Source organism: Halomonas jincaotanensis, from assembly GCF_018448785.1.
GTDB lineage: Bacteria > Pseudomonadota > Gammaproteobacteria > Pseudomonadales > Halomonadaceae > Halomonas > Halomonas jincaotanensis.
Genome location: NZ_JAHCLU010000003.1, coordinates 249,269 through 262,796, shown reverse-complemented (window position 1 = coordinate 262,796; position 13,528 = coordinate 249,269). Strand labels below are relative to the sequence as shown.

Sequence of the window (13,528 nt, the reverse complement as noted above, 5' to 3'; positions counted from 1 at the left end):
CGGGCATTATGCCACCTTCCCCTGTCAGCCTCACACCCGAAACGGCAATGCCTGCCTCGCCGACTGCGCATAGGCCTCGACATGGGCGCGTTCCTGCACGCAGAAGCGGGCCACGGCGTCACGCAGGCCCGGGTCGTCGATATGATGCAGTGAGGTCAGAAGCCGGGGGGCGAAACCGCGGCTGAGCTTGTGCTCGCCCTGGGTGCCGGGGTCGAAGGTGGTCAACCCCGCCGCCAGACAATGTTCGATTCCCTGGTAATAGCACGCCTCGAAGTGCAGGCAGTCGGCCACTACTTCACTGCCCCAATAGCGACCATAGAGGGTGCGCGCGCCCTGTAGGCAAAGCGCCGCCGCCACTGGTGCGCCATCGAGGCGAGCCTGAATCAGCACCATCGCCTCGGGCATGGCCCGGCGCAGAAGCGTAAAGAACGCCTGGTTGAGATAGCCGTGGCGCCCCCGCTCGAGGTAGGTGATCTCGTAGCAGCGAAAGAAATGGGCAAGCGCCACGTCGTCGATCTGCTCACCGGTGAGGCGATGCAGGGTCAGGCCCTGGTCGGCTACGAGTCGGCGCTCGCGACGAATCGCCTTGCGGCGCTTGGAAGTCATCGCCGCCAAAAATCCATCGAAATCGCCATAGTCGCGGTCCTGCCACTGGAACTGCACACCGTAACGCGCCAGCAGGTCGGGGCGCGCACTGCGCCAGGCGTCGACCTCGGCCTGTTCGGCGAACAGCAGGTGCCAACTCGACAGCTCTCCGTCCTCCCAGGCCGTGGCCAACACTTCGCGAGCGGCGCGGGCGTCGACCCCCGGCGCCAGCGACAAACGGGGGCCCGGCGCCGGCGTATAGGGTATGGCCGTGAGTCCCTTGGGGTAATAGCGCCCACCGGCGCGCTCCCAGGCCTCGGCCCAGGCCCAGTCGAACACGTATTCGCCGAAGGAATGATGCTTGTGATAAAACGGCATGATGCCGACCAGAGCAGACCCTTGCCAGAGGATCAGGTGTCGCGGCACCCAGCCGGTCGCCGGGCTTACCGAGCCACTAGCCTCCAGTGCATGCAGGAACTCGTGACGAAGAAAAGGATGGTCGTCACCGATCAGGGCGTTCCAGGCATCAGGCGCGACGACCTCGATGGCAGGCACTTCTCTTACGACCAGCTCGTGCGGACGGCTTGGCGACATGGACGCTCCCGGTGAAAAGATGCGCGGTAGCTGACAAGCCACCGACTTAGCGCCTACATTGTGCGCAGACCCCCGAGCCGATTCCACCCTTCATCCGGGAGATCCGAATGGCCGATGCCCGAGCACTGCAGGCACGACTGGCACTGCAGCGCCACGCTTTCGCCTGCGACCCGTACCCCACGGCGCAGGTCCGTCGCGATCGCCTGGCGCGTCTCGCCACGCTGACCCGGCATCATCGAGATGAGATCATCCAGGCGATCGATCGGGACTTCGGGCATCGCGCCGAGGCCGAGACGCGGCTGGCGGAAATCGCCCCTCTGCTCCAGGCGGTGCATCACGCGCGCCGCTACCTGAAACGCTGGATGCGTCCAGGGCGCGCGCGCGTTCCCTGGCGCCTGAAGCCCGCCAGCGGCCGTCTTCATTATCAGCCCCTGGGTGTGGTGGGCATCATCGCGCCGGCGAACACTCCCTGGCAGCTGGCGCTGCTGCCGGCCGTCGCGGCGCTGGCCGCGGGCAATCGAGTGATGATCAAGCCGAGTGAGCATACGCCCGCCACCAGCGAACTGATGACTCGCCTAATCGCCCGCTATTTCGCCCCCGAGGAGCTGTGCGTGACGCCTGGCGATGCGGAACTTGGCGCGGCCTTCGCCACCCTGCCCTTCGACCACCTGCTGTTCAGCGGTAGTGCCCGAGCCGGGCGTGAGGTGGCCAGGGCCGCCGCCGCCAACCTGACGCCCATCACCCTGGCGCTCGGCGGCAAGTCGCCGGCCATCGTTGCCGACGACGCCGACCTTTCCCACGCAGCCCGCCGCATCGCCTTCGGCAAGTGGTTCAATGCCGGCCAGTCCTGCCTGGCGCCCGATCACGTGTTGATCGATGCCTACCGCGTGCCCGCCTTCATCGAGGCGCTGCGCGAGGCCGTCAATGCCTTCTACCCCGACGGCACCGCCAGCAAGGACTACACCGCGATCCTCGGCGCCTCCCAGCGTGCCAGGCTCCAGGCCATGCTCGAGCAGGCACGCGACCATGGTTGTCGTGTCGTTCCACTTGGCGAGGTGCAAACCCAGCAGGATGCCAAGCTGCCACCTACGCTGATCATTGACCCCAGTGAAGGGCTTGACGTCATGCAGGAGGAAATCTTTGGCCCCTGGCTGCCCATCATCGGCATGCGCGACTTCGAGGCTGCGCTAGCTCATGTAAATGATGGGGCGCATGTCAATGACAGGGCGAACGTCGATACCGGCGCGCGGTCGTTGGCGCTCTACGCATTTACCCGTGACCCGGCCAGACGCCAGCAGATCTTGACGCACACGCAGTCCGGTGGTGTGGTCTTCGACGACACCCTCTGGCCGGGCGCTGCTCCGGCCCTGCCGTTCGGCGGCGTAGGTGAGAGTGGTACCGGCAGCTACCGCGGCGAGGCCGGTTTCCAGCGGTTCAGTCATCAGCGCAGCGTTCTTTCGTCGTCACCTCACAGCGCCACGAAGCGGCTCGTCCCGCCCTGGCGACGCTGGAGATTACGCCTTTTCGGCTTCTGAATTAGCCTAAAATGCACTCGGTAATAAAACTACAAAAAATCCCGACAAACGCGTAAAGTTGCCAGAAAGCCCCTAGCAATTGGTAAGTTTACCAAATAACTGATTCCTGAATTCGAGGTGCCCCATGACTAGCACAACTCCAGAGCTCAATGATACCGTGAAACGTGTTACCGAGCGCATCCGCGAGCGCTCCGCCGAGCGTCGCGCCCTCTACGAGAGCCGCATGGCCGACCAGCACAAGCGCGGCGTGCACCGCGGCGAGCTTTCCTGCGGTAACCTGGCCCACGGCTTCGCCGCCTGCGGCGAGACGGACAAGAACTCACTCAAGCTGATGAACTCGGCCAACCTGGGAATCATCTCGTCGTACAACGACATGCTCTCGGCCCACCAGCCGTTGGAGTCCTTCCCCGCCACCATCAAGGAGGCGGCCCGTGCCATGGGCTCCACCGCCCAGTTCGCCGGCGGCGTGCCGGCCATGTGCGACGGTGTCACCCAGGGTCAGCCGGGCATGGAGCTGTCGTTGTTCTCCCGCGACGTCATCGCCATGGCGACCGCCGTGGGGCTCTCTCACAACATGTTCGATGCCGCGCTGTACCTGGGGGTGTGCGACAAGATCGTGCCGGGGCTATTCATCGCCGCGGCGCGCTTCGGCCACCTGCCGGCAACCTTCGTGCCCGCCGGCCCCATGCCCAGCGGCCTGCCCAACAAGGAGAAGGCACGCATCCGCCAGCTTTATGCCGAGGGCAAGGCCAGCCGCGAGGATCTCCTTGAGGCGGAATCGGAGTCCTACCACAGCCCCGGCACCTGCACCTTCTACGGCACCGCCAACTCCAACCAGCTGATGATGGAGATGATGGGCCTGCACTTACCGGGCACGTCCTTCGTCAATCCGGGTACCGAGATGCGCGAGGCGCTGACGCGCTTCGCCACCGAACAGACGGTCCGCAATACCGAGCCCGGAGGCGACTACCGCCCCTTCTACAAGCAGATCGACGAGCGCGCCATCGTCAACGCCGTGGTCGGCCTGCTGGCCTCCGGCGGCTCCACCAACCATACCCTGCACCTGGTCGCCATGGCCGCCGCCGCGGGGCTGACCCTCACGTGGGAGGACTTCACCGACCTTTCCGCGGTGACCCCCAGCCTGATGCAGGTCTATCCCAACGGCCAGGCCGACATCAACCACTTCCAGGCCGCCGGGGGCATGAGCTATCTGTTCCGTGAGCTGCTGGGTGCCGGGCTCTTGCATGGGAATATTCCGACGGTGTTTGGCACCGACCTGACTGCCTACACCCAGGAACCCTTCCTCGAGGACGGCAAGCTGGTCTGGCGGGAGGGCCCAGAGACCAGCCTCGACGAGGAGGTGCTACGCGGTGTGGCCACCCCCTTCGCTCCCACCGGTGGGCTCACCGTGCTGGATGGCAATCTGGGCCGCGGCGTAATCAAGGTCTCGGCGGTCAAGCCTGAGCACCGCGTGGTCGAGGCACCGATCAAGATCTTCGAGGACCAGAACGACCTCAAGGGCGCCTTCGAGGCCGGCGAGCTGGACCGCGACGTGATCGCTGTGGTGCGCTTCCAGGGCCCCAAGGCCAACGGGATGCCCGAATTGCACAAGCTGACGCCCTACCTGGGCGTGCTGCAGGACCGCGGTTACAAGGTCGCCCTGGTCACCGATGGGCGCATGTCCGGCGCCTCGGGCAAGGTGCCGGCGGCCATCCATATTAGCCCCGAAGCGCTGGATGGTGGCCCGCTGGCGAAACTCAAGGATGGCGACATCGTGCGCCTGGATGCCGACAAGGGCGAACTTTCCGTCAAGATCGATGCACACACATGGGCCGAACGCCCCAAGCACGTCGGTGATCTCGACCATTATCATGTCGGTCTGGGACGCGAGCTGTTCGGTGGCTTCCGCCATCTGGCCATGCGCGGCGAGGAGGGAGCCGGGGTATTCGGTGGCTTCGAGGCTGACGACCTGGCCCGCCAGGCCGGTCAGATTCATGACGAGGATGCTTGAGGCGCTACGCTTATGACACGCCCGGCCCTTATCGGTGATATCGGCGGTACCAATGCGCGCTTCGCCCTGGTGACCCCGGGCGCCTTCGAGCCCCAGCACATGCTGAGCCTGCCCTGTGCGGACTATCCTGGCCTGGTCGAGGCCGCTCGCGACTACCTCGCCAGAGTCGGCTGGGTGGGTGACGACGCGCCTCATGAGGCGTGCCTGGCTTTCGCCTGCCCGATCGATGGCGACCAGATCGCCATGACCAACAATCATTGGCGCTTTTCGCGTCGTGAGGCCGAGCTGGCGCTGGGCCTGTCGCTGTTCAAGGCGATCAACGATTTCACCGCCCAGGCGCTGGGGGTACCTCACGTAGCGGCTGAGGAACTGGTGGAGATACAAGCCGGTGAGTCGGTTCCTAACGCCACCCGGCTGGTGATCGGACCGGGCACCGGCCTTGGCGTCGCCGGGCTCGTTCCGGCCCGGGACGCCTGGATCCCGCTGCCCACCGAGGGCGGCCACGCCACCTTCGCACCCACCGACGAGCGCGAGGAAAACTTGCTGCGTCACTTTCGCAACCGTTACGGGCGCGTCTCGGTAGAGCGCATCCTCTGCGGCCAGGGGCTCGTCGATCTGTACCTGGCCCACTGCTCGCTAAAGGGCGCCCCACCCCGCCACCAGCGCCCTGCGGAAATCACCCAGGCCGCGGAAAGCGGCGACAGCATCGCCCGTGATACCCTGCTGCGATTCCTGAAAATCCTAGGCGATGTCTGCGGCGATGCCGCGCTGATCATGGGGGCACGCGGCGGTGTCTATCTATGCGGCGGCATCCTGCCGCGACTGCTCGACTGGCTACCCCAGAGTCGCTTTCGTGAAGGCTTTACCGCCAAGGGACGAATGGGCGCCTATACCGGCGCCATTCCAGTTCAGGTGGTCACCGCCCCGTGGCCCGGTCTGCTGGGTGCCGCCGAGGCGTTACATAACCATGAAGTGCACTGATTCTTGAAGCCCGCTGAGCCGCGACGCTACTGCATAAACCGCTTGACTGAGGAGCTGGAATGATTCCCGAATCGCTCGCCGCGCTGATCGACGAGACCCATGGCCAGCGCCGTGACAACTGGGCAGGCAGGGAAGTCTGGCTCGCCAACGAAGACTGGGGGCAGCTTGCGGTATCACTGCAGGGCGCCCAGGTGCTGCACTATTTACCAGCGCCCGAAGCCGCGCACGCTGAGGGCTCTTCACCTTCCGCGCCGCTCTCTATCGCGTCCGAAGACACGCGAACGCGCGCCAGCACTTCCTACCCAGATCGGAGCGAAGAAGCCCTGGTACCCGGCGGCTGGCTATGGGTGACGCCGACGCCACAGGACGTGCCCGGGACGATGCGCGGCGGTATCCCCCTTTGCTGGCCCTGGTTTGCCAACGAGAATACCGCCGATGAATCGCCGGACCGGTCCGGACCGATGCACGGCCTGGCACGCCAGGCCGACTGGCAGCTGGAAGCCGTCGACGAGCACGAAGACGGCGTGGAACTGCACCTCTCACCGTCACAGCGACTCCACACCCAGCTGATCCCACGGGTAGTGATTCAGGCCAACGGCCAGCGTCTGCACGTCGAGCTGATTACCGAACACGTCGGTGAAACGCCGATCAAGATCAGCGGCGCTTTGCATACCTACCTGGCGGTGGAAGACGCCTACGCCTGTCGCGTCGAAGGCCTGCCCGGCGCCCGCTTCCTGGACAAGCTGGCCGACTTCGCCGAGCGCGAACAACAGGGCGAGCTGGGCGTACGGGGCGGGCTCGACCGCATCTACCACAGCAACGCCGTGCTGACGCTCGACGATGGCCACCGCCGCCTGTGCATCGCGCGACAAGGGAGCGATTCGGCAGTGATCTGGAATCCCGGCGAAGCCACGCCCGCCGACACCTCGATCGACGCCGCCCGACGCTTTCTCTGCGTGGAGGCCGCCAACACCCGCCTCGACCCGGTATGGCTGGTTCCCGGCGCCCAGCACCTGCTGGGTACCACCCTAAGCCTGGAGAAACCCTCATGACGCCCGTCATCGCCTTCGGTGAAGCCCTCGTCGACATGCTCTCGAGCCGTCTGGGCGATCAGTCCAGTGGCCTGGAAACCTTCACGCCCTATGCGGGTGGCGCGCCGGCCAACGTGGCCGTGGCCTGTGCGCGCCTGGGCGTGCCCAGCCGCTTTCTTGGCATGCTGGGCGAGGATCATTTCGGTGACTTCCTCGCCGCGGAACTCGCCGCCCACGGTGTCGACACCTCGGGGGTCGTGCGCACTCGTGAGGCACGCACCGCGCTGGCCTTCGTGTCCCGCGATGCCGACGGCGAGCGGACCTTCGATTTCTACCGACCACCGGCGGCGGATCTGCTTTATCGCCTGGAGCATCTACCTGCCGGGGTCTTCGCCGAACCGGCGATCCTGCACCTGTGCAGCAACAGTCTTACCGAGCCGGAGATAGCCGAGACTACCCTGGCGATGGCCGACATGGCCCGTCGCGCCGGCTGCCTGGTGAGTGTGGACGCCAACCTGCGTCATAATCTGTGGGCGGAGAACACGGCGGATATCAGCCTGGTCACCCGCCTGCTCGATACGGCCGATCTGCTCAAGCTCTCCGCCGACGAGCTGGATTATCTGCGTGCCGACCACCCCCGCGATGCCTGGTTGGCCGAGCGTCTCGCTGCCGGCGTGAAGCTGGCGGTCATTACCGATGGGCCCGGCGAGGTAACGCTGAAGGGTGCGATTCTGGAAGAGCGCGTCATGCCGCCGAAGGTCACAGCGGTGGATACCACGGCCGGCGGAGACGCTTTCATCGGCGGCCTGCTGGCCGAGCTTGTCGATCTCACCGCACGGACGGGCGTCGACGGGGACTGGTATCACGATCACGACTTTCTGCGGCATGCGGTTCAAACCGCATGCCGCTGCGGCGCTCATGCTGTCACCCTTCCCGGCGCCTATGCCTCCCTGCCGACGCGAGACGACCTGGCAAGGCTCAGGGGATAGCCCCCCGCCCGTTGCGCTTTTATTCGAACAGGACGGGGGGTTGCGGCGCACGGTTCACGCGGAGTTGCAGGACGTCCGGTCGCGCATAGTGGCCTGTGGCATCGAAACGACGTCGCGACGCCTTCACCTCCTCCGGATCGATGTCGGCATAGAGAAGGCCCTTCTCTTCGGACATGGGACCCGCGTGCAGGCCCGCGAAGGGCTTGTAGATGACGGCATCGCCTGGGTTGATCCATTCCTCGGGGTCGGGAAACAGCTCTTCGCGATGCGGAAGGTCTTCGGGGATGTCCGAGACGTGACATGTCGTGGCGCAGCCGACCGTCCAGCAACCGCCCTCACGGGCGATGTGCTGCATGGCGTTGAGCCAGAACGGACCGCTGTCCCAGGTCGGAGCGACATAGATCTCGATGTTCTGGGCATAGAGCGCGTAGCGCGCGAGTGGCATGTAGCTTTCCCAGCAGATCAGCGCCCCGACGCGGCCCACGGCGGTTTCGACGACCTTCAAGGCCGATCCGTCCCCACAGCCCCAGACGGTGCGCTCGGGACAGGTGGGCATTAGCTTACGATGATTGTTCAGCAGGCGGCCATCGGCGTCGATGATCGCCACGCTGTTGTAGAGCGTGCTGCCGCTGAAGGCGCTGTCGATTTCCTGGTGGCCCATGACGACGACCACCCCGTGCTCCCTGGCGGCCTGCTGGACGGGGGTGAGATCGTTACGGCCGAGGTCCACCGAGTTACGCTGCGACAGGGCGTAGAGCGCCTCGGTCTGCGCCTTGTGCCGGCCCGGGGCCAGGCGCCAGATGAACATCGGGTAGCCGGGCAGCCACGTTTCCGGAAAAACGATCATGTCACTTCCGGCCGCTGCGGCCTCGGCGATCAGGTCCAGCGCGCGTGCGAGGGATTTCTCCTTGTTGAGAAAGATCGGGGGATGCTGAACAACGGCGATCTTAGGCATGTCTCTATCCTCCAGGCTCGGACTGCAAGTCGCGCGATTGCGCGGTCTTAACAAGTCTGGCCGGGCGCCGTTCGGGTCGATAGTGTAGAAGATGGAGCGGAAGCGGTACAGAATGTGGACTGGACGCAGGCTGCATCGCGGAGCATCCTGAAGCGGGAGGTGCCCCGTGATGCCGATCAGAAAGACCGCTCTGTTCTGTCCGATGCTGATGGCCTGCGACGTCCTCGAACCGCGATGGACGATGGTCATTCTGACCGAGATGTGGTGCGGCTCCACCCGCTTCAACGACATCCGCCGCGGCGTACCCGGGATATCGCCCACCCTCCTGAGCAAGCGGCTGAAGCAACTCGAAGCGCGCGGCCTTGTCGAGCGGGTCGAGGATCGGGCGAGCGGAGCCGTCGAATATCTGAGAACCGACGCGGCCCGGGAACTCGAGCCTATTCTCGACGCCTTGGGAAAGTGGGCCTACCGGCACACCGACGCCGAAGACCAGCTGTGCTGGCTCGAGCCGAAATTCTTCATGTGGAACGTGCGCCGCGCGATCGAGACCGATGCGCTGCCGCAACGGCGCATCGTCCTGAAATTCTCCTATCCCGCGCAGGCTTGCGAACCAAGGGATTTCTGGGTTGTCGCCCGCCCGGGCACGCCGACCGACGTGTGTTTCATCGATCCGGGTTTCGACGTGGATCTGTTCATCTTTGCCGAGCTGCGGTCTCTGGTCGCCGTCTACTTCGGCCGTGCGCGGCTGGGAGATGAATTGCGCGCGGGCCGCATTCAGCTGATCGGATCGCCCGTGCTCGAGCGCAGTATCGGTGAGTGGTTCGTGCTCAGCTCATACGCGAAGCTGCACGATGAACCGCTTGGGTCTGACGGATTGCCCCCGGCCTGCGACTAAAACGCCCCCAGCCCCAGCTCATTCCGCCAGGAATGGAGCGGTGCGAAACCGACCAAGCGACGGGCTTTCGCATTGCTGTAGAAGGTCTCGAATTCACCCATCTCGCGCTTGACCGGTACGCTTGGGTAGAAGCGTTCGATCACCTGGGCGTTGGTCAGGTCAACCGACAAATCGTCATTGGCGACGTTGAAAACCTCATAGCCCAGGCCATCCGTCTTCAGGCAGCAGTCGACCATCTGCCCCAGGTCGCGGGCGTCGATGTAGGCGAAGATATTGCGACGTCGCATGGCGGGTTGATCCAGAAAGGCTGGAAACAGCTCGGTATACTCGTGCGGTTCGATGACGTTGTTGATACGCAGGCCGTAGATGTCGATCCCCGAGCGCGCCTGAAAGGATCGCGCCGTCACCTCGTTGACCACCTTGCTCATCGCATAGCTGTCCTGTGGCACGGTGGGGTGGTCTTCATCGACCGGCAGGTAGTCCGGTTTCTTCTCGCCATCGGCAAAACAGACGCCGTAGGTCGTCTCGCTAGAGGCGAAGATGACCTTGGGAATGCCCAGCCGGGTGGCGGCATCAAGCACATTATAGGTACTCAGCGTATTGATGCGGTAGGTCTCGTTGTCCGGCCGGTGCAGGATGGCCGGTATGGCCGCGAAGTGGACGATGGCATCGTAACGCGGCACACCGGTGCCCGGTTCCAGCTCATCTAACCCGGCGTAGGCCTGGCAGGCATTAAATACCTGGCCAGCGTCGGTCAGGTCTACCTTCAGAGTTGTGATGCCGGCCACGTCGGACGCTGTCCAATCCAGGTTGGTGACTCTGTGGCCCTGATCGCGCAGATAGGCAGTCGCATGGCGGCCAGCCTTGCCGCTGCCGCCGGTGAACAGAAGACGCATTTGGACTCCTCAATGAACGAAATATAACTAACTATTTCATTTTAGCAAAAAAAACCCGGCCATCGCTGGCCGGGGAAAGACAGCATCCGCTGTCGAGAGAGCTCGGTGTCTCATTGAGCGTCTCGCCGCTCAATGATGAAATCGGTCCGCGGCCTCCTTGGCCAGCAGACGAATGCCGTTCCAGTCCTCGGCCTCGACCAGCGACTTGGGCGTCAGCCAGGAACCGCCGACGCACATCACGTTTTTGAGGGCCAGGTAGTCCTCGGCGTTATTGACGCCGATTCCGCCGGTAGGACAGAAACGCGCCTCGGGAATCGGTCCGGCGAAGGACTTCAACGCCTTGACGCCACCGCTGGCCTCGGCGGGAAAGAACTTGAAACGCCGGTAACCATACTGCCAGCCGACCATCAGCTCGGACACCGTGGCCACGCCCGGCAACATGGGCACTGGGCTCTCGACGCCATAGCGATATAGCGCCTCGGTGGTGCCCGGCGTGACCACGAAGTCGGCGCCGACCTGCTCGGCCTGGCGATATTGGGCCGGTGTCAACACGGTGCCCACGCCGATGCTGGCGTGGGGTAGCGCCGCCTTCATGCGCTTGATCGCCTCGAGGGCGCAATCGGTTCTTAACGTCACCTCGAGCACCGTCAGGCCTCCCTCCACCAGGGCCTTGGCCAGTGGTACCGCATCCTCGAGACGTTCGATCGCCAGTACTGGAATCACCTCGGCCTTGAGACAGATGCTGTCGAGCTCGGTGGTCCGGGTGGATGGTAGCTGCTTGTCGATAGTCATGTTCGTTTCTCCAGACGTTCAGGCGCATTACCGCAAGCGCCGGATCAGATCACGGGGCCCAGTAGATGGCCAGTGGGCAGGCCAGGAAGGCCCGGATGGGCAGTTCGCGGCTGTCATCACCGGTCAGCGCCCGGGCGAGTACGCTGCGTTTTTCCTCGCCGGTCAGGTGCAGGACATGACGGCGCGCCTGATGCAGCCGGTCGGCAGAGAGCGTGATGCGCGGCTGTGGCTGGCTGGGCGTGCGCACGGCGACCACCGGCTCGGCAGTGGCCAGTGCCAGTGACAACTCTTGGCTGTCGGGAAACAGCGAGGCGGTGTGACCATCGCCGCCCATGCCGAGAATCACCACGCTGGCCGGCCAGGCCAGGGGGCGAAGCCGTGCGGCGACCTCGGTGGCACCCTGTTCAGGGGTGGGATGCGAGGAGGTCAGTGACACGAAGGTCGCCTTGGTGGCAGGCCCCTGCAGCAGGTGCTCACGCACCAGGCGGGCGTTGCTGTCCGACGCTGTCTCGGCCACCCAGCGTTCGTCGGCGAGCGTCACGTCGATCCGCTCCCAGGGCAGCTCGACGGCCGACAGGGCATGAAGGAAAGGCACCGGCGTTGACCCGCCGGACACCACCAACAAGGCCCGTTCCTGTGTGTCCAGGTCGTGTCGCAGGGCCTCGGCCACCGCTTCGGCGAGCTGGGCGGCCAATTGGTCGCGCGGTGAATCGCTCATCGGTGCTCTCTCATTTTCAATAATCCTCGCACTTTCAATAATCCTCGTACCAGCTGCGGCCGTCCTGGGTGATCATGGCGATGGAGGCGACTGGCCCCCAGGAACCCGCCGGATACCGCCGTGGCGCTTCGTCGCGGTCTTGCCAGGCGGCAATCAGGCTGTCACACCAATACCAGGCATGCTCGATCTCGTCGCGACGCACGAAGAGGTATTGGCGTCCCTTCATCACCTCGAGCAACAGCCGCTCATAGGCATCGGGAATGCGCGTCTTGGGGAAGGCGCTGCTGAAATCCAGGTGAAGGGGGCCGCGACGCAGGCGCATGCCCTTGTCCAGTCCACTGTCCTTGGTCAGCACTTCCAGGGCCATGCCTTCCTCGGGCTGCAGGCGAATCACCAGCTTGTTGGCGGCCAGATCGCGCTGATCCGGATCGAAGATGTAGTGGGGCTGCTGGCGAAAGTGGATGATGATCTGTGAAAGCTTTTCGGGCATCCGCTTGCCTGTTCTAAGGTAGAACGGCACACCGGCCCAGCGCCAGTTGGCCACTCCGGTCTTCATTGCCACGAAGGTCTCGGTATGGCTGTCGGTGTTGGCGCCCTCCTCGTCAAGGTAGCCAGGCACGCTCTTGCCGTCGATGGTGCCGGCGGTGTACTGGCCACGCACCACATCGCGCCCCAGCATGTTGTCGGTAAAGGGTTTCAGCGCCTTGAGCACCTTGACCTTCTCGTCGCGGATCGCATCGGCGTCGAGGTTAGCCGGGGGGTCCATGGCGATCAGGCAGACTAGCTGCAGCAAATGATTCTGCACCATGTCACGCAGCTGTCCGGCCTGGTCGAAGTAGCCCCAGCGCCCTTCGATGCCGACTTTCTCGGCGACGGTGATTTCCACGTGGGAAATGTTGTTCTGGTTCCACTGGGTGCCGAACAGCGGGTTGGCGAAGCGCAGGGCGATCAGGTTCTGTACCGTCTCCTTGCCCAGGTAGTGGTCGATGCGATAGATGCTCGACTCGGGAAAGACGCTACCGATGGCATCATTGACCCGGCTGGAGGACGGCAGGTCATAGCCGATGGGCTTCTCGACCACCACGCGGCTCGACTCGTCGAGACTGCCGCTGGCCTGCAGATGCGCGCAGATATCGCCATAGAGGCTCGCCCCCACCGCCAGGTAGACCACCATGGGCCGCCCTAGCCCCTCCTGCCGCCAATCGCGAATGGCGGCGTAGCCCTCTTCGCTGGTGAAGTCGAGTTGGCGATAATCGAGGCGTGCCAGAAAGACGTCGAGAACACTACGGTCCAGGTCCTCGGCTTTGACGTAGGTCTTCAGTGTCGCCTTGACCTTGGTCTTGAAGCTGTCGAGGTCAAGGTCCTGGCGGGCGAGCCCCAGCAGGCGCGTGCGAGAGTCGAGCAAACCCTCGCGTTCGAGCTGATAGAGCGCCGGAAACAGCTTGCGCTGCGCAAGGTCGCCGAGTGCACCGAACAGTGCTAGGTCGATTTCCGTACTGACCGCCTGACTGGACCGGCTGGTTTGACTCATATCCGCCCCCACCTA

The 13,528-nt window shown here is 64.4% G+C and carries 12 protein-coding genes; 6 read left to right on the top strand and 6 right to left on the bottom strand.

Features of this window, described 5'->3' with window-relative positions:
* Window positions 1-30 precede the first annotated feature (30 nt).
* A complete protein-coding gene (locus KG088_RS04460; RefSeq protein WP_213824290.1) occupies window positions 31-1,179 on the bottom strand; it encodes a GNAT family N-acetyltransferase in 1,149 nt (382 codons plus the stop codon).
* A 107-nt stretch (window positions 1,180-1,286) separates the two neighbouring features.
* On the opposite strand from KG088_RS04460, the gene KG088_RS04455 reads away from it, so the two are divergent.
* From KG088_RS04455 to KG088_RS04435, 5 genes are all read left to right on the top strand, one after another.
* A complete protein-coding gene (locus KG088_RS04455) occupies window positions 1,287-2,714 on the top strand; it encodes an aldehyde dehydrogenase family protein (protein ID WP_213824289.1) in 1,428 nt (475 codons plus the stop codon).
* Window positions 2,715-2,838: 124 nt separating this feature from the next.
* Window positions 2,839-4,725 (top strand): phosphogluconate dehydratase, encoded by a 1,887-nt coding sequence (gene edd / locus KG088_RS04450; protein ID WP_213824288.1) that lies wholly within the window; start codon window positions 2,839-2,841, stop codon window positions 4,723-4,725.
* 12 nt (window positions 4,726-4,737) lie between these two features.
* Window positions 4,738-5,706 carry a glucokinase gene (glk, locus tag KG088_RS04445; RefSeq protein ID WP_213824287.1) on the top strand — a complete coding sequence of 323 codons (969 nt, stop codon included), beginning with the start codon at window positions 4,738-4,740 and terminating at the stop codon, window positions 5,704-5,706.
* Window positions 5,707-5,765: 59 nt separating this feature from the next.
* Complete coding sequence (locus KG088_RS04440) at window positions 5,766-6,758, top strand: D-hexose-6-phosphate mutarotase (RefSeq protein WP_213824286.1); 993 nt, start codon at window positions 5,766-5,768, stop codon at window positions 6,756-6,758.
* Entirely contained in the window at window positions 6,755-7,726 is a 972-nt protein-coding gene (locus KG088_RS04435; protein WP_213824285.1) for a carbohydrate kinase family protein, read from the top strand. The genes KG088_RS04440 and KG088_RS04435 overlap by 4 nt, the downstream gene beginning before the upstream one ends.
* Before the next feature lie 19 nt (window positions 7,727-7,745).
* Here the strand turns inward: KG088_RS04435 and KG088_RS04430 are convergent, their stop codons facing one another.
* Entirely contained in the window at window positions 7,746-8,681 is a 936-nt protein-coding gene (locus tag KG088_RS04430) for a carbon-nitrogen hydrolase family protein (protein WP_213824284.1), read from the bottom strand.
* 169 nt (window positions 8,682-8,850) lie between these two features.
* On the opposite strand from KG088_RS04430, the gene KG088_RS04425 reads away from it, so the two are divergent.
* Entirely contained in the window at window positions 8,851-9,576 is a 726-nt protein-coding gene (locus tag KG088_RS04425) for a winged helix-turn-helix transcriptional regulator (RefSeq protein ID WP_250148077.1), read from the top strand.
* On the opposite strand, the gene KG088_RS04420 is transcribed toward KG088_RS04425, so the two are convergent.
* The 4 genes from KG088_RS04420 to zwf form a co-directional block, all read right to left on the bottom strand.
* Window positions 9,573-10,472 carry an NAD-dependent epimerase/dehydratase family protein gene (locus KG088_RS04420; RefSeq protein ID WP_213824282.1) on the bottom strand — a complete coding sequence of 300 codons (900 nt, stop codon included), beginning with the start codon at window positions 10,470-10,472 and terminating at the stop codon, window positions 9,573-9,575. The two genes, KG088_RS04425 and KG088_RS04420, sit on opposite strands and share 4 nt — an antisense overlap.
* A 129-nt stretch (window positions 10,473-10,601) precedes the next feature.
* The gene (locus KG088_RS04415) at window positions 10,602-11,264 is read right to left on the bottom strand and encodes a bifunctional 4-hydroxy-2-oxoglutarate aldolase/2-dehydro-3-deoxy-phosphogluconate aldolase (protein ID WP_213824281.1); all 663 of its coding nucleotides are present in this window, start codon (window positions 11,262-11,264) and stop codon (window positions 10,602-10,604) included.
* A gap of 49 nt (window positions 11,265-11,313) precedes the next feature.
* Window positions 11,314-11,982: a 6-phosphogluconolactonase gene (pgl, locus tag KG088_RS04410; protein WP_213824280.1), complete on the bottom strand. Its 669-nt coding sequence runs from the start codon at window positions 11,980-11,982 to the stop codon at window positions 11,314-11,316.
* Window positions 11,983-12,016: 34 nt separating this feature from the next.
* The gene (zwf, locus tag KG088_RS04405; protein WP_213824279.1) at window positions 12,017-13,513 is read right to left on the bottom strand and encodes a glucose-6-phosphate dehydrogenase; all 1,497 of its coding nucleotides are present in this window, start codon (window positions 13,511-13,513) and stop codon (window positions 12,017-12,019) included.
* Window positions 13,514-13,528 lie beyond the last annotated feature (15 nt).

Bases quoted from the DNA above. Each gene is read 5' to 3' on its own strand.
- KG088_RS04420 (WP_213824282.1), bottom strand. From the start codon at position 10,472: ATGCGTCTTCTGTTCACCGGCGGCAGCGGCAAGGCTGGCCGCCATGCG.
- KG088_RS04455 (WP_213824289.1), top strand. From the start codon at position 1,287: ATGGCCGATGCCCGAGCACTGCAGGCACGACTGGCACTGCAGCGCCAC.
- KG088_RS04435 (WP_213824285.1), top strand. From the start codon at position 6,755: ATGACGCCCGTCATCGCCTTCGGTGAAGCCCTCGTCGACATGCTCTCG.
- KG088_RS04430 (WP_213824284.1), bottom strand. From the start codon at position 8,681: ATGCCTAAGATCGCCGTTGTTCAGCATCCCCCGATCTTTCTCAACAAG.
- KG088_RS04425 (WP_250148077.1), top strand. From the start codon at position 8,851: ATGCCGATCAGAAAGACCGCTCTGTTCTGTCCGATGCTGATGGCCTGC.
- KG088_RS04415 (WP_213824281.1), bottom strand. From the start codon at position 11,264: ATGACTATCGACAAGCAGCTACCATCCACCCGGACCACCGAGCTCGAC.
- zwf (WP_213824279.1), bottom strand. From the start codon at position 13,513: ATGAGTCAAACCAGCCGGTCCAGTCAGGCGGTCAGTACGGAAATCGAC.
- KG088_RS04440 (WP_213824286.1), top strand. From the start codon at position 5,766: ATGATTCCCGAATCGCTCGCCGCGCTGATCGACGAGACCCATGGCCAG.
- glk (WP_213824287.1), top strand. From the start codon at position 4,738: ATGACACGCCCGGCCCTTATCGGTGATATCGGCGGTACCAATGCGCGC.
- pgl (WP_213824280.1), bottom strand. From the start codon at position 11,982: ATGAGCGATTCACCGCGCGACCAATTGGCCGCCCAGCTCGCCGAAGCG.
- KG088_RS04460 (WP_213824290.1), bottom strand. From the start codon at position 1,179: ATGTCGCCAAGCCGTCCGCACGAGCTGGTCGTAAGAGAAGTGCCTGCC.
- edd (WP_213824288.1), top strand. From the start codon at position 2,839: ATGACTAGCACAACTCCAGAGCTCAATGATACCGTGAAACGTGTTACC.